We start from the raw sequence: 16,171 nt of genomic DNA, 5'->3' as shown, positions 1-16,171 counted from the left end.
CTTTAACTGATCGGCATTACTCCCTCGGGAGCCTTTTCTTTTTTTGGATGGTAGGGGAGTTAGGCAGTTAAGCCTTTAAGTAGTTAACCCGTTAAAAGCTGAACTACGCTTGTTTGTTTTTCAGGGTAGACTTCAACATTTGGAATAACCACTGATTCAAAGGTGCGTCTTTTTGCGAGCGGCGGCAGCTCATCACATAGCTCACATCTATGGTTCATGTTCGATTGTTAAAGTTACTCCAACAAAAACACAGATACCAAACGAACAAAGAATTAGAAATACAACGAGGTGATGTATGAACAAGTTAATCGCACTTGGATTGATGGCTTTGTCTATGAACACGGCTTTCGCGGCTGACGGTACTTATGCGAGTACTCTCGATATGATGAGAAGCGAAGGCAATCAAGTAAAGGCTGAGCGTGTTGAATCTGATCCAGTGCTTGAAGGAAGAAATGACGCCGCTAATGGCGGAATAAAATTCCAAAAGAACGTTGATCAAGACCAAACGATCCAGCTTACCATTGTCATGAGAAATGCTGGGCCCTCGGGTGCAGCATTTTTCGTTATTGGGTTGTGGAGTATTTTATAAACTCTAGCGATCTAGCCTTGGCATGTTGTGTAACGTGTGGCATTTTGTTGTTCTCTAATTTAAGAACGCGACTCGGTGTTGGTTAAGCATGACAAACCAGTAAGCGAACGCTCGAAAGGACTAGGAATGACTCGAAAAGAAACGGGAATGATTCGTCACATTTTACTGATTAAGTTTAAAGAAAACGCTGAGGCTTCAGAGGTTCAAAAACTAAAGATGTTGTTCGAAGCGATGCCAAACAAAGTTGAAGGGGTCACTTCAGTCGAGTGGGGGCTAAATGACAGCCCTGAAAACAAGAATCAAGGTTATACCCACTCAGTGTTAATGACATTCGCCGATGAACAAGGCCGTCAGAATTACCTTCCGCACCCAGAGCATGATGCGCTGAAAGATGTGTTTCGTCCGTTGCTAGACGACATTATCGTGTTTGATTACTCCCTGTAATTAGGTTCTGAGTAGGCCTCTTGTGTTTTACTTAGCTTCAATAATGAAGGGTTAGGGCCTAGCAATTAAGCCCTAACTCAATAAGAAACGACTTACTCTGTTGGCGAAATCGTGACTGGTGCAAACGATGCGACAGCATTCCCGCCTGCGCCCCAGCGGTAGCGAGGCCAGAAGATAACTGTCTGATTGGGGTAGTACGTCTGTTTGTCGTAGTCCAGATAAGGCATCTCAACGAGGTCTATCTGTGGTTCTAAACGACCTTTATGTCATCTACTGTTTACGCTCATTTTTATTCCGTTAACCTGCCAATAGGCAGTAAAGTTAACGCAAAGCGTGAATAAGAATGGCATTACTTTTAAATAATGCCGTTGTGCCACGGTTAAGCTCTAGTCAATTTGATAGCCACTTCTGATTCCAGTTCACTTAATGGTCGAGGTTTACTGAAGTAATAACCTTGCAGCAGATCTATCCCCAGTCCGTTTAGGCGTTGGTTATGATCAGCAGTTTCCACCCCTTCAGCTACAACACGATAGCCCAAGCTTTTACCCATCATGATCATAGTGTTGACGAAGTCTAAGTTGGTCTGCCCTTGAGTTATGTCAGAGATAAATGAACGGTCGATCTTTACTTCACTTAGTGGAAGTTGCTTTAGTAAAGATAGAGAAGAGAATCCCGTGCCAAAATCGTCAAGAGAGATAGAAATTCCTACATCGTGTAGTTCTTTAAGTGAGTTTATGCATAACTCGTAATCGACAATTGCTGCTGACTCGGTTATCTCAATACAGAATAACGTCAAAGGAAGCTGGTATTGGCGAATAGTTCGAATGATTTCTTGAGCGAAGTGAGGCTGTATCAGCTGTTTTGCACTGATATTAATGGAAATATGGCTCATGGTTTGTAGCCATTCAGATCCTTCAACATCCTTACAAACTCGATGAATGATACATTCACCAAGCTTGCTGATTAGGCCAGCTGATTCAGCAACCTCGATAAACTGGTCAGGAGGGACATCCCCCAATGTTGGAGATTCCCATCTTGCTAGTGCTTCAACAGCAGTAATCTTTTCATCTTGCCCACAATATTGAGGTTGGTAGTGCACCTTTATTTCTTGTTGAGCGATGGCACGACTGAGTTGGTGCTCTATTTCGATTATGTTTTCCGTCTCTTTTGCCATTGACCTTTGAAAGTTGAGATAGCTTTGTCCTCCCAGCTTTTTAGCTTGATACATGGCAATGTCGGCCTGCTTAATTAATTCTTCGGCACTTACGCCATCATAAGGATACATAGCGATGCCTAGGCTTCCTTGGCTGATAATCTCAATATCATCAACGATCAATGGGTTTTGAACGGCATTTAAAATCTGCGTGGCGAGTGCGTTGATGTCTGCTTCGGAACTGACATTACACAAAAACAAGAATTCGTCACCTCCCAAACGTGCGACAAGGTGTTCACTTGATAGCACGTTCTGAATATGTTTGGTCACGTGGCAAAGAAGTGCATCACCGACGTGATGACCAAAAGAGTCGTTGATAATCTTAAAACGGTTAAGATCCATCAACATGACCGCGCGTTTTTGGTTAGGTCGATTCACAATGTGTTGCGCGATGCTTTCCATTATTTTCCGGCGATTAGCGATGCCAGTAAGCGCATCATAATACGCCATGTGTTGAATCTTTTCCGCATCTTCTCGCTCTTGAGTTACATCCGTCATTGAGCCAATGAAGCGCACAGCCTGCCCTTCTGCATTATGAACCGCTGAGCCATTGGCATGAACCCAGATATATCCGCGATGTTGCGTCTTCATCCTGAATTCACATTTGAACGGTACTTCTTCGTTTAAGTGGTTATGAATGGCGGACTCGAGAAGTTCTAAGTCTTCTGAGTGTATATATTGGAACAGATGGTCACATCCTAACTTACGATCAGAAAAGGTATCTTGACAGCCAATCATTTTGGTTAACCGACTGTTCCAGACAAGAGTATTGGTTAGTAAGTCCCAATCCCAGATACCATCGTTTGAGCTGTTAGATACTACTTTGAGCTGTTGCAACAACTGTTGGGAGTTCTTCTGACGATTGTTACTTGTATTGATAAGCTCGTCGCGCTCGATGAACAGTGCGAGCATATCTAAATAATTGTTGAATACCGATTGTGTACCGATATCTTGGTGATCTTGCAATGAATCAACAACAGCGACGAGCTTCCAGTGATCTTCTTGCCCTGAGTTGATAGGAAGAATGGAAGCAACGAAATGATCATAGCGTTCGAAAAATGGGAAATTGCGAATATCGTCTTGAATATCTGTTTGTTGCGGTAGGGTAGTTGGCTGAGTCATGCCTTTTTCTACCCATTTCCTAATAGTGTATTGCTCCGAATTACACTCAGCGAGACAGGCCCAGTCAAGATTGTTTCCGTAAAGGCTTTGAGCATCTCTAATTGAGTCAAAACCTCCTTGTGCTTGTGAATAGAAATTTTCGAATATCTCAGCGGGAGAACGCCCTTGCACATTTAAGAGGATTTGGCGAGTTGAGTTGATATCTTCTTTATGTTCGAGATCTGGGTTTGTGTTACCGCAAGACTGATGAACGATGAGCTTTTGCGGGACACTATTATTGGCATTATTAAAAGGCTTCCCAGAAATACGTTCCAACACGCGGTGAAATACTTGCGTCGCTAGAAGCTCAAGCTGTTGGTCTACTGTTGTTAACTTGGGATTGAATTGTTGACCGACGAAAATATTATCAATGCCTACGATGGCGACATCGTCAGGTACCGAGATATTGCTGTGAGACAGTTGCTCCATCATACCTACAGCATTGTGGTCAGTTGCGAAGATAACCGCAGTGCATTTGGATTTACGCTGTATAAATTCTATTGCGGCTTCTCGTCCCCCAGATAGAGAACAATTCGACACGCGGAAGAAATGGCGTTGGTTGAATGAGCCTTTATGATCAATCACCGTGCGTTGATACGCTTTGAAGCGAGACCTGATATCATTAACAGTGAGATCGCCACAAAAGCCGATTTCTTCGTGTCCTTGACTTTGTAACCATTCATAGAGCTTAGTGACACCATCGCTTTGCACACTATAATACTGCTCAACGGGCAGCGGCGCATAGCTTGCTCCAATAGAAATGACTGGAATGTTTGCGTTTATAGCTTCTTCGATCAACTTTACTGTCGCTGCATGGAGAACGACCACAAGGGCATCGAGATGATTAAAATATATAGGAAGTTTAAAATCTCTTCGCTCACCCGAGCGGATGAAGATCAGATTGACTTTATGGTTTTTCGCAAGCCTTCTAAGGGTTGCATTTAGCTCGCCCATGTAGAAGCCACTGAGCATAGGCAGCACAATGCCAACGGTAGGACGTTTTTTAGATGTAACAATAGTCATGTTATTAGCCGGTCGAAAGTTGTGTTGTGTAGAACTGTTTTCGGGGGAGAATAGGTATCTTTTTATTATTTCTTCCATGCTCTACTAAGCGAGCTTGAAAATAAACTTACGGCAAAAGGAAATGCAAAACCACGCACAATCCGAGTAAGTCTAACTCATATATTTGAGAGGTTACTCAGAAGCGGTCCTCAATTTATGGACATGACTTAAGCGACTGATCTGTTCTGACAGTACCTAGAATAACCGGAACGGATTATGAATAGAAACGCAGAAACCACTCTCCTGAATTTAATTGCAACAATAAATGGCATACAAACGTAGAGGTAGCGCACAGAATCGAAAAAGGGGATATCGTGATCACATAATCATTGATCTAGCCGAGAGTGAGATAGTGGCGAGAGTTCGATAATTCGTTGTCGGATCTAAATTAGAACTGTAAATCTAATTTCTAAGTAGTTGTTATCTCAGGAAGAGTTTTTGTGCTATGCGCCCCTATATTAAATACATTATCCCTATTTTAATTCCTTTCATTATCCTCGTCATGCCGCTATCAGCGTTTCCATTTGAAGGCCTTACGATTATTCAACAACGCGTTATTGCGATCTTTTTGTTAGCGGCATTGTGCTGGGTGTTCGAGCCTATCCCTATTTACGCGACGTCTGTTGTTATTATCGTTCTGCAATTATTGATGTTGTCGGATAAAGGGCTGATCTTTTTAAGGTTTGAGCATGGGGAAGAACATTTTGGTGAGCTGTTAAAATACAGCGATATCATGGCGACATTCGCTAGCCCAATCATCATGCTGTTTTTGGGTGGTTTCTTCTTAGCAATGGCCGCCACTAAATATCGATTAGACGTAAACTTAGCTCGCGTGTTGTTGAAGCCATTTGGACAAGACCCAAAGTTTGTGATGCTCGGCTTAATGTTGATCACTGGTATCTTTTCGATGTTTATGTCTAACACGGCAACAACGGCAATGATGCTCTCTATTTTAACGCCGGTACTGGCTGTGTTTGGTCCGAAAGACCCCGGTCGTGTAGCGTTTGCGCTTTGTATCCCGGTTGCCGCTAACATCGGTGGCATTGGTACCCCGATCGGTACCCCTCCGAACGCTATCGCACTTAAATATTTAGTTGGCGATAACCTCATTACGTTCGGTGAATGGATGGCATTTGGTGTGCCGTTTGTTGTGATTATGATGGCGTTAGCGTGGTTTTTAATAGGCTTTATGTACAAAGCTGACCAAAAGAAAATCGAGCTAAGCATCAAAGGTAAATTCCTTAAAACGCCTAAAGCCATTGCGGTGTACGTCACTTTTGCGCTGACCATCATTCTTTGGTTAATGGGTTCAAGCCATGGCATGAACTCTTACACCGTCGCTCTGATTCCTGTCGCTGTGTTCTCACTCACAGGGATCATCAATAAAGAAGACCTGAAGAAAATTTCTTGGGACGTATTGTGGCTTGTATCAGGTGGTATTGCGCTTGGTTTAGCGCTCGATAAAACTGGCTTAGCAAAGCTCGTGGTACACAGTATTCCGTTTGATAGCTACTCACCCTATGTGGTGTTGTTCGGAGCGGCGTTCTTGTGTTTGGTAATGGCAAACTTTATGTCTCATACCGCAACGGCTAACTTGTTAATGCCAATTATGGCGGCATTAGGTTCGTCTATGGCTTCACTCACGCCACTAGGCGGTGAGCTAACGTTAATTTTGGTTGTGACTTTTGCCGCTTCATTAGGTATGTCGCTGCCAATCAGTACGCCACCGAATGCGTTGGCTCATGCCACTGGTCATGTGCAAAGTAATCAAATGGCCAGAATCGGTATTATTTTGGGTGTGGTTGGTGTGCTACTGAGTTTTGTTATGGTGTGGGTGCTACATTCAATTGGTCACATAGGATAACGATACGTGTATCAACAAAAGCTAGAAGCACTGATCGAGCGCTATTTTAACCAAACAGAACGTCGGGTGACGTGCTGTGCCGGTAACACCATTATTGAACAATCAGCGTTAAACACTCGTTTATATTATGTGTTTAGTGGAGAACTGGAAGGGTTTTATACCGATGCGAATACACCGCAAGTGCGAGTATTTAGCGCGGGTAGTGGGGCTTTTATAGGCGTTCATAGCTTCTTTTCAGGTAATTGGACAGCATCTTCAACGGTTGTTGCTAAAACCGATGTTGAGTTAGCGTGGATCGATAAAGACACGCCTGCAGAAGATGAACGTAAATTTGGTCCTCTTACCGCACAGTTCACACCTGTAATTGTCAATGAGTTGTCGCGTCGTCAACGCCGCGCAACACAAGAAGCGATAGCGAAACAAAAAGCGCTAGAGAAGTTACATACTGCTGAGCAAATGACGACCTTGGGTCAATTGGCTGCAGGGATTGCTCATGAGCTTAACAACGCTATTGGTGTCGTAAATAGTAAATCTGGTCGACTTGAAACGGTCATCATGGATCTGCTTGAAGAAGTGCATCCAGAAGCCAGTCAATTTTTCGATTTTGGGTTAATGCATGGTCAGAAAACGTCGTCGTCAGAAGCACGAACACGTGGGCGACAATTTGAAAGAAAATATGGTTTAGACAAAAACATTGCTCGCTCTCTTGCAAAGGCGATTCCAATTGACGCGTTATCTGCAACAGACGTTATTTCAAAACATTGGCTGAAAAACCCAGAACAAGCGATTCGTTTTTGGCAGATGGGCTGTGATTTACATGATTTACGTTTGGCATCTAGACACACTGTGGGCATCGTAAAATCGGTTAAACAACTTGGCAGAGTTGATATTGACACCGAAGAAGCGGTTGATATTAATGACTCCATTAACCATGCCTTATCGTTGTTACAAAGTGAGTTGCGTAGAGTATCTGTGCGATTGAGCCCTGCAGATTTGCCGACTTTTAAAGGCTCGAAAACAGAGCTCGTTCAGATTTGGGTCAACATTGTAAAGAATGCTTGTGATGCAATGTCGAATTCAGACGATGCCGCAATAGAGATTCAAACCAGATTAAGTAAGAAAAGAATATTAGTTACGATTACGAATAACGGCCCTGAGATAGACGAGGGGACTCGTAGAAAGATATTTCAGCCCAACTTCACCACTAAAAAAGGTGGTTTATCGTTTGGATTGGGCTTGGGTTTATCAGTAGTTAAGCGGATTGTGGCGGGTTATGGCGGAAGTATCATTGTGAAAAGTGATGCTTCTAAAACTGTATTTAGAATCAAGTTACCAGTAGAGGGTGAACATGGAGAAGCTTAATTTAATCTGTGTCGATGACCAGAGAGAAGTACTGAGCGCAGTGGTACAAGATTTAGAGCCGCTGGCGAGTTGGCTGAATATTGAAGATTGTGAATCAGCGCAAGAAGTGCTTGATCTCATTGATGAACTTGACGCAGAAGGCGAACACATTACCGTCATCGTGTCTGATCATGTGATGCCAGGGAAAACGGGGGTGGAGTTACTCACTGAAGTGTTCCATGACAGCCGCTTTCCGAATACAAAGAAAATTCTTCTTACGGGGCAGGCCACTCATACCGATACCATCAATGCGATTAATGCAGCAGGCATCGACCGTTACTTTGAAAAGCCTTGGCAAGCAAGCACATTGGTTGAGTGCATTCGTACTCTTGTCACTGAGTACATATTTGATCAAGGGCTTGATTACACGGACTATCAGAATGAGCTCGACCAGCAGGTTGTGTTGAGACGCTTGCGTTAGCCTCTTATGTTAGCGACTTACATTATTCACTAGTGTAAGTCGCTTGAAATTCTATGCACCGAAGGACGCTTTCTGAAGGGTTTTTCTTTGAAAGATGTAATCTTTCGCTGCTTATTTTACCTACCTCTTTTAGTCGTTCAGGTTTTGGTACTCAGTTATTAACACACTGGTTGCTGGCTTTAGTCTAAAACTCATACGCTACGCCAACGCCAACGGATGCATTGTGTTTTCTTCAGGAACGATTCCCTGAACATACAGCAGAGCTAAAATGTGTCGCAGAGTTCCCGTGTCGTTTGTTAGAAAAGTAAGTCGAAATTATTCAAAAGTGATTCCTAACGCGTGGGACGTGGAGTTCTAAGCCAAATCGGTACTTACAACGTAAAGGACTAGGCTTTTCACGGCTTACTGCGTAATAATGCATTCGCCCACAAGTGGGGGTTTATAGTCAGTAGGATTTTAAAATGAGTGAGATTGCTCGCTTTATATCTGGTGAAGCGCCGGATAAATTTGGTCGAAATATAGAACAGTTATTGGCTTACAATCATTTTTGGTTGGAGCATGACCATAAGTACATTCAAGTGTTCTTCCCAATAGATGAGGGGACTAAGTTTAATCAACATGCCCCGTTGGTTACTCAAGAAGATAAGGTGCTTTTTGCTAATTCAGAAGCGCTCCGCACAGCTCATCTACAAGTGCTTGACCTGATGCTTGAGTTTTGGGGTATGCAGCGAAACGGGAGTGAAATATCTTCATCGTTACCACTTAGCCCGGCTAATCACGTATGGTTAAAGAATCATGACCATAACCAGCTAAGGTTAACGCGAGCCATTCGCAGTTTGTACTTGTTGGGTAATGAAGAGGTTGCGGCTCGGTTATGTGACTTTTTAGTATCAGCGGCGACCGAGACAGGGTTGGTGTCGGATAAAACCGTTCAGTATTGGCGCAATGCCTTGGAAGGTTAGGGTTTTTCTGTGCAGAGCTTTCGGCACTGCACATCATTGATTCTTAATACGCGGCATTTTTGTACGATGCCGCTTTCTCTATATTCAACATTTGAATGCAATTTGTTGAATATATCAAAATTAATTAAATTGATGGTAAGTTATTACTTTTCATTATGTTAGGGTTCTTTTCTTAAGGTCAGCGGATTAGGAAGAGGCTAATGAAAAAGGGATTTGTGATAGCGATATCAATCGGCTTTGTCGTCTTCTTCCTCGTTGGTCGTGAACTCCAGTGGTTCGGGTCCAGTAATTCCGAGTCGTTTCCTAAACTTCCTGATAGTCCCCAATTTGTTCCTTCTACCGATTTCGACGGTGAGTGGCTAGGCCGCCGTATTAACACCACTGGCAATAATATGTGTGAACGTACAACCATCACCGGAACTATTCGTGAGGGTAGGGCTACTCTAAGGCTTACCTACAATGGAACATCGTTAGAGGGTTGGGTGAAGGAAAGCGGCGACTTACGTTTATATGCTAAACATCGGCAATGGGATTATCGCTTTTCCGCACATGGCAGTGGCAATAGATTTGATGGCCGATGGTACTTAACCAATGGACCGTGCCAAGGAAGTTGGTTTCTAGAAAAGGTCGATGGCAAGTAGGGCTGTTACTACAAGACACCGTTTAAAATTGACCAGCATAAGGTTCTTTTAGGAGAGATAAGTGATCAGATTAATCGCCGTGTTCATTGTGGCTTTCGGGCTAGGCGCATATGCGAGCTTACATGTTTTGACAGACTATGTTGTGAGCATCAAAGACAGTCATAAAGCTGCGGTGCGGCAAGGTTTTGAAACCTATAAATATGCCAATACAAAAGACCTTGCCCCATTAATTAAAACATCGAACTTGTTAGCTCGTTATAGTGCTTGTGAATTAGAGGGAGATGAAGGCGATGCGATTGCATTAGCCCTGTCTATTAACGCTATTTCCTTTGGGATGTTATCGAAGCAAGCTTCTGACCTCGATCAAGACACCTTTAGGACTGGTTTGATGATGTACGGAAAACTCAAAGACAACGAAAAAGCGTCTGGTCAGTTAACTGAAATACTTACTTCGTACTGTAAAGATAGTCTTCGCTATCTATACGACTGTGAAAAACTTTCTAATTTGTTAGGCGAAGAATGGGATACACAATGGAAGGAAGTGAAACCAGTATGTACCTAAAAATGATTCAATATATGCGGCATTTTGCTATGCCGTACTCAGATGTGATTTGAAAACAAAGGACACAATATGGAAGTAAGGTTGGTCAAAGGTTCAGAGCCTAAGTTCGCTGAATCGATCACCAAAACGAATATGGCGAGTTACTATCAAGCTCGTGGAATCGCTTGGGGTCATAGCCAGTTTTTACGCAGCTGGGATAAGCTGGATAACTATGAAATTTATGTGGGGGATCGCCGTATTGGTATTGTTCGCTTCAGTTACGCTAGTGGTACAACGTTTCTTAGGGACTTGCAGATATTAGCTGACTGTCAAGGTCAAGGTTTTGGCTCTAAGTGTCTCGATTTGGCTATTGAACATGCGAACAATCAAGCATCGGCTCAGTTAGTGTTGCGCGTGTTCAGTGAGAACCCCGCCATTAAGCTTTATCAATCAAAAGGTTTTACTCAGTTGTCTGAAGTGAAAGGGCTCGTTGAAATGGAGCTGCCTTTAGGGTCATCATTGAGAGAGTGTCATGGATAACCGTATCCAACTAAATTTTGTTAAGTACTTATTTTCAGAGTTGCTGTTTATTGTTATTGCATTAGGTCTTGCCTATTGGATATTAGATGGTGATCGTTCATCGCTGCTAACCATAGGGCTGATAATTTGTGTTCCTCCATTAATAAAAATTCTAATGTTGTGGTGGAAGCTTCGCGATAGCTCGTTTGAAATCACGAACGGTCATGTACGTTTAAATGGCGTTGCTTGTGATGTGACTTTACAGCGTAGCTTTCTTCCGTTTGAAATTGGCTCATTCATCAAGCTTTCATACACGAAAGGTGCAATGCAGAAACACAATATTTACCTTTCTAAAGGCGCAATGAGCAAAGAAGAATGGAGCCGTATGTTAGCGTGTCGAACTAGGTCGCCATAAAGAAGCGACATCGCTGTTACTTGAGCTTTTAGTTTCCACGACGAATAGCGATGCGATTAAAGAGTACCAACGAGCGATCTCTTTATATGCTCAAGACCTAGATAAAACCTGGTAAGCAGCGCGTAAAGCTCATTAACTCACATAACAAAAAGCCTAAGCATCAATATGATACTTAGGCTTAAAGGCATAGTTTTTGTTCTTTAGGAAAGCGTTACGCTGAAAGCTCTTTACGAACGATCTCTGCGCCAGCACTGAGCGCATTAAGCTTCGCTGAGGCTATCTCGCGAGGCAGGGGAGCCATGCCGCAGTTGGTGCAAGGGTAGAGCTTGTCGGCATCAACGTACTTAAGTGTTTCACGTAGAGTGCTAGCCACTTCTTCCGGTGTTTCAATCGAATCGGTTGCAACATCAATCGCACCGACCATTACTTTCTTGCCTCGTACGAGCTCAAGCAGCTCAAGAGGTACATGAGAGTTGTGACACTCTAAAGAGATAATGTCGATATTCGATTGCTGCAGCTTAGGGAAGACTTCTTCGTATTGGCGCCACTCGGTGCCTAATGTCTTTTTCCAATCCGTATTCGCTTTAATGCCGTAGCCATAACAAATATGGACTGCTGTTTCGCACTTAAGCCCTTCAATGGCTCTTTCCAAACAAGCGATGCCCCAATTGTTCACTTCATCAAAAAACACGTTAAACGCAGGTTCATCGAACTGAATAATATCCACGCCTGCCGCTTCAAGTTCTTTGGCTTCTTCGTTGAGGATCTTTGCAAATTCCCACGCCAGTTTTTCACGGCTTTGGTAATGCGCATCATAAAGTGTATCAATCATGGTCATAGGCCCCGGCAGAGCCCATTTGATCGGTTGGTCGGTTTGCTGACGTAAGAACTTCGCATCTTCAACAAACACAGATTTCTGACGAGAAACTGGGCCTACAACCGTCGGTACACTCGCATCGTAACGGTCGCGGATTTTAACGGTTTCACGCTTTTCAAAATCAACGCCATTCAGGTGTTCAATGAAGGTCGTTACAAAGTGTTGACGTGTTTGTTCGCCGTCACTCACAATATCAATGCCTGCTTGCTGTTGCTCGTGCAGAGAGACACGCAGCGCATCTTGTTTGCCGTCTGTGAGTTCATCGCCTTGAAGTTTCCATGGCGACCAAAGCGTCTCTGGTTGTGCAAGCCAAGACGGTTTCGGCAAGCTGCCCGCTGTTGAAGTCGGTAATAGTGTTTTCATAATAATATTGCCTATCCTTGGGTGGTTTGAGAGCGCAATAGACGATTAAAGTGCGTAATTTGCCGACCAGTTCTCTAGAACTGATTGGTATGGCTTAATGAACTTCTCTTCTGCGAATTTACCTTGTTCAACAGCTAGCTGGCTTCGTTCTTCACGGTCGTACACGATTTGAGTCAGCGAGTGATCCAAGTTTTTCAAGTTTGGTTGGTAACAGTTACCCGCAACCGCGTTCGCGTTGTAAATCTCAGGTCGGTAGATTTTCTGGAACGTACCCATGGTACTGATGGTGCTGATAAGCTCTAGGTTAGAGTAATCGTTCAGCAGATCACCAAAGAAATAGAAGGCCAAAGGTGCAACACTGTTAGGCGGCATGAAATAACGAACCTGTAAGCCCATCTTTTTGAAATATTGTTCAGTTAAAGAAGACTCATTCGGTTGGTATTCAAAACCTAATACTGGGTGTTGGTTTTCAGTGCGGTAATAGGTTTTATTATCTGACACGCTTAAGCAAATAACAGGTCGTTTATTAAAGTTCTTTTTGTAAGCGTCAGAGTTAACGAAATATTTAAAAAGCTTACCGTGTAAGTCACCAAAATCTTCTGGAATGCTGAATTTATCTTGGCCTTTATTATGATCCAATAGACGTACGCTAAAGTCATAATCTCGAACATAAGAAGAGAAGTTATTTCCGATAATGCCTTCAATACGCTCGTTAGTTTTACGGTCTACAATATTGGTTTTCAGCACTTCAATTGAAGGGAATGCTTCGCCGTTGCTTTCAATATCCATATCAACAGAAATGATTTCAAGCTCAACAGAGTAGCGGTCGCCCTTAGGGTTATCCCAGTGCGCTAACGCGTTGAAACTGTTATCGATCATTTGTAGTGCATTGCGTAAGTTCGCTTGACGGCTGTCACCGCGAGCCAGGTTAGCAAAGTTGGTAGTGATACGCGTGCTGTCTGCAGGCTGGTAGTTTTCGTCGAGGCTAATGCTCTTAATCGTAAAATTAAATTCTTTATTCATGCTGATTTGGTATCCCAATTTTTTTCTGATTCTCTCGGTCTTTAGTATTAAAACGGCTTTTATTTTTTGCTTGTGACCGGATTAAGAATCGAAGGCTATGCTGTCTGAAATTAATGCTTAGTAGAATTAATGTCGTATAAAGTTAATCGCTTAAGGTTTTTATACGTTGATAGGTTGACCATTAACAATGGTATTACTTCACATTCAACATGAGGAATATTCATGATCTATTCTGTTTGAATATTTTAGTCGGTGTCAGTTATATTAATTAGCTTGATGGAAATATAACCGCATTAATAGTGTGTTATTTAAGACGATTAATTTAATTAAGAGATGGATGAAATGAGTGAATTGCTGTTGTTGATTTTCTACTGTGCGTTACTGGGCAGTGGTGTTGGGTTTCTAGCCGGTTTGTTAGGTATTGGCGGAGGGCTGATCATTGTTCCTGTGTTAAGCAGCATTTTACTGTATTTAGAAGTTCTACCATCCGACCAAGTTGTTGTCGCGGCGATTGCTACCTCGTTGGCATCGATACTGTTCACTTCAACATCTTCTGCACTCGCTCACCACAAGAATGGCAAAGTGCCTTGGGATCTGGCGCCTTGGATCATGCTCGGTGTTGCTCTGGGTGCATTGGTTAGTGGTTTTATGGCGGCGTTGTTACCGGAAAAAGTCGTTCGTATTGTGTTTGCTGTGAGTGTGGTTCTTATTGCGATCAAGATGTTCTTAAGCAGCAAAAATGATGCGCCTAAGGAACGAAAACTGCCGAACAAAGGTGTGCTCACTGTGCTGACAACCATTACGGGTGGCTTATCTGCCATGATAGGTATTGGTGGCGGAGCATTGCTGGTTCCGCTATTAACGTTCTTCTCTGTCGGTATGAAAAAGGCCATCGGTTGTGCCTCGGCTTGTGGCATTGTGATCGCGTTGTTTGGCTCGATAGGTTACATCAGTTCAGGCAGCAGCCACTTTGCTCTATCAGATGGCTTTGCTGGCTTTGTTTATCTGCCTGCGCTGTTGGGTATTGTGTGCACGTCTTGGTTTACGGCTCCGTTAGGCGCAAAAGCCACCAACCATTTACCGGTTCCAACGATTAAGAAAATCTTCTCAGTACTGCTGGTGGTTATCGCAGCAAGCATGGTTGCTCGTTAATAAAAGATCGTTCAAGTGTGAATATACAGAACAAAAACGAATAAATTGATCAACCACCAATAATTAGAAAAGGGCAGTTTCATAACTGCTCTTTTTTTGTTTATCGGTCTATGCTTATACAACTATGTACATGAGTATATTGATAAAACCGTTTAGTTATGAACAGTTCACCGCTATAGCTAAATGTATTTTGTTTGATTCAACGGAATGCTATCAATGAGTGATTTATGGATCCTTTAACGCAGGGCGTGTTAGGCGTTTCTTTGTCACAATCTGCCAGCAAAAAACAACATTTGGTTGTTGCTGGGGTATTAGGGCTGCTCTCCGGGTTAGCACCAGATTTGGATGCACTGATTAAGTCTCAAAGTGACCCTTTGTTGGCTTTGGAATTTCATCGACAATTTACCCATTCACTCTTCTTTATTCCCATTGGCAGTTTGATCTGCGCTTTGGTTCTGCATCACCTGATTGCAAAAAAACGTGGGCTTTCTTTCAAACAAAGTTGGCTGTTTTGTGCTCTGGGCTATGGTACTCATGCACTGTTAGACGCTTGTACCACCTATGGCACGCAGTTACTTTGGCCTTTCACCAACGCGCGTTTTTCTTGGAATACCATATCAATCATCGATCCTGTTTATACGCTTCCCATTCTAGTGTTGCTTGTGTTTGCGACGTTAAAACGAGCGCCTTGGCTAGCGCGTGTTGCGTTTACTTGGGCGCTAATTTATCCAACATTAGGGATGATTCAGCGAGACAGGGCAGAGGCGATTGGGTGGCAATTAGCGCAAGAAAGGCAACACACACCGATTCGATTAGAGGCAAAACCAAGCTTTGCGAATATCTTGGTTTGGAAAGTGGTGTACGAAACAGAGGCTCATTACCATGTAGACGCAGTGCGGGTTGGCACATCGGTAAGCACGTATCCCGGAGAGTCGATTGCGAAGCTGAATGTTAGCAGGGATTTACCTTGGCTTGACCCGGACTCTCAACAAGCCAAAGACATAGAACGTTTCCGCTGGTTTTCAAATGGTTATATCGCTCAGGACCCAACAGACGAGCTGCGTATTATCGATGTCCGATATTCAATTGTACCAAATCAAATGAAAGCACTATGGAGCATCAAGCTATCAAAAGCAGTTGATGCAAACGCGCATGTAAAATACGAAACTCATAGAGACAACACGCCAGAGTCGAGACAGATCTTCTTCGGTATGCTCACTGGCGATAAATGAGCTAGTTTTAAACTGATCTGCACCGTCAATACTGGATGCTACGTTAAGCGACTTTCCATACGTTTAGTTATCTCTGAATTGTTAATTTAGGGGAAGCTATAGCTCATTTATGCCCCATTGTGTGTTCACTTCGATGAGTGAACTACATCGGCAATCTATTTTTACAATACATAAACTAATGGTTAGGAAAAGGCCCGACACATTTTCTTTCTTCACTCTAGGTAGTCAGCATATTTAGATAGTATGGACAATAGGATAGAGTCAGACCATACTCAGGGCAAGATTACGAAG

Annotated in this window: 15 protein-coding genes and 2 pseudogenes; 12 read left to right on the top strand and 5 right to left on the bottom strand. The window is 43.1% G+C overall.

The genetic code is table 11. The features are described 5' to 3' along the window. Window positions 1–103: 103 nt before the first annotated feature. A pseudogene (locus tag AB4274_RS12105) lies at window positions 104–214 on the bottom strand (LysR family transcriptional regulator); the annotation flags it as partial. 81 nt (window positions 215–295) lie between these two features. Between AB4274_RS12105 and AB4274_RS12100 the strand changes: the two are divergent. Beyond that, complete coding sequence (locus AB4274_RS12100) at window positions 296–589, top strand: hypothetical protein (protein ID WP_372112137.1); 294 nt, start codon at window positions 296–298, stop codon at window positions 587–589. Window positions 590–715: 126 nt separating this feature from the next. Beyond that, window positions 716–1,033 (top strand): Dabb family protein, encoded by a 318-nt coding sequence (locus AB4274_RS12095; protein WP_372112135.1) that lies wholly within the window; start codon window positions 716–718, stop codon window positions 1,031–1,033. 146 nt (window positions 1,034–1,179) lie between these two features. On the opposite strand, the pseudogene AB4274_RS12090 reads toward AB4274_RS12095, so the two are convergent. Continuing rightward, window positions 1,180–1,290: pseudogene (locus AB4274_RS12090) on the bottom strand (DUF3103 family protein); the annotation flags it as partial. A gap of 122 nt (window positions 1,291–1,412) precedes the next feature. Beyond that, on the bottom strand, window positions 1,413–4,430 hold the full coding sequence (locus AB4274_RS12085; RefSeq protein WP_372112134.1) for an EAL domain-containing protein: 3,018 nt from the start codon (window positions 4,428–4,430) through the stop codon (window positions 1,413–1,415). A 484-nt stretch (window positions 4,431–4,914) separates the two neighbouring features. On the opposite strand from AB4274_RS12085, the gene AB4274_RS12080 reads away from it, so the two are divergent. From AB4274_RS12080 to AB4274_RS12045, 8 genes are all read left to right on the top strand, one after another. After that, a complete protein-coding gene (locus AB4274_RS12080; RefSeq protein ID WP_102332139.1) occupies window positions 4,915–6,333 on the top strand; it encodes a DASS family sodium-coupled anion symporter in 1,419 nt (472 codons plus the stop codon). 6 nt (window positions 6,334–6,339) lie between these two features. After that, complete coding sequence (locus AB4274_RS12075; protein ID WP_372112133.1) at window positions 6,340–7,695, top strand: ATP-binding protein; 1,356 nt, start codon at window positions 6,340–6,342, stop codon at window positions 7,693–7,695. Further along, complete coding sequence (locus AB4274_RS12070) at window positions 7,682–8,155, top strand: response regulator (protein ID WP_017062404.1); 474 nt, start codon at window positions 7,682–7,684, stop codon at window positions 8,153–8,155. The genes AB4274_RS12075 and AB4274_RS12070 overlap by 14 nt, the downstream gene beginning before the upstream one ends. A 461-nt stretch (window positions 8,156–8,616) precedes the next feature. After that, entirely contained in the window at window positions 8,617–9,117 is a 501-nt protein-coding gene (locus tag AB4274_RS12065; protein ID WP_017062405.1) for an opioid growth factor receptor-related protein, read from the top strand. A gap of 200 nt (window positions 9,118–9,317) precedes the next feature. Continuing rightward, window positions 9,318–9,758 carry a hypothetical protein gene (locus AB4274_RS12060; RefSeq protein ID WP_372112132.1) on the top strand — a complete coding sequence of 147 codons (441 nt, stop codon included), beginning with the start codon at window positions 9,318–9,320 and terminating at the stop codon, window positions 9,756–9,758. A gap of 61 nt (window positions 9,759–9,819) precedes the next feature. After that, a complete protein-coding gene (locus AB4274_RS12055) occupies window positions 9,820–10,320 on the top strand; it encodes a hypothetical protein (RefSeq protein WP_372112130.1) in 501 nt (166 codons plus the stop codon). A 69-nt stretch (window positions 10,321–10,389) separates the two neighbouring features. Beyond that, on the top strand, window positions 10,390–10,839 hold the full coding sequence (locus AB4274_RS12050; protein WP_372112128.1) for a GNAT family N-acetyltransferase: 450 nt from the start codon (window positions 10,390–10,392) through the stop codon (window positions 10,837–10,839). After that, the gene (locus AB4274_RS12045; RefSeq protein WP_017070653.1) at window positions 10,832–11,233 is read left to right on the top strand and encodes a hypothetical protein; all 402 of its coding nucleotides are present in this window, start codon (window positions 10,832–10,834) and stop codon (window positions 11,231–11,233) included. Before AB4274_RS12050 ends, AB4274_RS12045 begins: the two co-directional genes overlap by 8 nt. A gap of 211 nt (window positions 11,234–11,444) precedes the next feature. On the opposite strand, the gene AB4274_RS12040 is transcribed toward AB4274_RS12045, so the two are convergent. Both AB4274_RS12040 and AB4274_RS12035 read right to left on the bottom strand, forming a co-directional pair. Continuing rightward, a complete protein-coding gene (locus AB4274_RS12040; protein ID WP_017062410.1) occupies window positions 11,445–12,473 on the bottom strand; it encodes a methionine synthase in 1,029 nt (342 codons plus the stop codon). 45 nt (window positions 12,474–12,518) lie between these two features. Next, window positions 12,519–13,496: a DUF1852 domain-containing protein gene (locus tag AB4274_RS12035; protein WP_017064213.1), complete on the bottom strand. Its 978-nt coding sequence runs from the start codon at window positions 13,494–13,496 to the stop codon at window positions 12,519–12,521. Between the two features lie 342 nt (window positions 13,497–13,838). Here AB4274_RS12035 and AB4274_RS12030 point away from each other — a divergent pair, with 342 nt between their 5' ends. Together AB4274_RS12030 and AB4274_RS12025 are read left to right on the top strand one after the other, a co-directional pair. Further along, a complete protein-coding gene (locus tag AB4274_RS12030) occupies window positions 13,839–14,648 on the top strand; it encodes a sulfite exporter TauE/SafE family protein (protein WP_372058042.1) in 810 nt (269 codons plus the stop codon). A 227-nt stretch (window positions 14,649–14,875) separates the two neighbouring features. Next, a complete protein-coding gene (locus AB4274_RS12025) occupies window positions 14,876–15,880 on the top strand; it encodes a metal-dependent hydrolase (RefSeq protein WP_372052197.1) in 1,005 nt (334 codons plus the stop codon). Window positions 15,881–16,171: the final 291 nt, after the last annotated feature.

Origin of the sequence: Vibrio sp. 10N.261.55.A10, from assembly GCF_041470825.1 — a bacterium.
GTDB lineage: Bacteria > Pseudomonadota > Gammaproteobacteria > Enterobacterales > Vibrionaceae > Vibrio > Vibrio crassostreae_C.
Note: the sequence above shows the minus strand (reverse complement) of the source record. Positions and strands in the feature narration are given on the sequence as shown.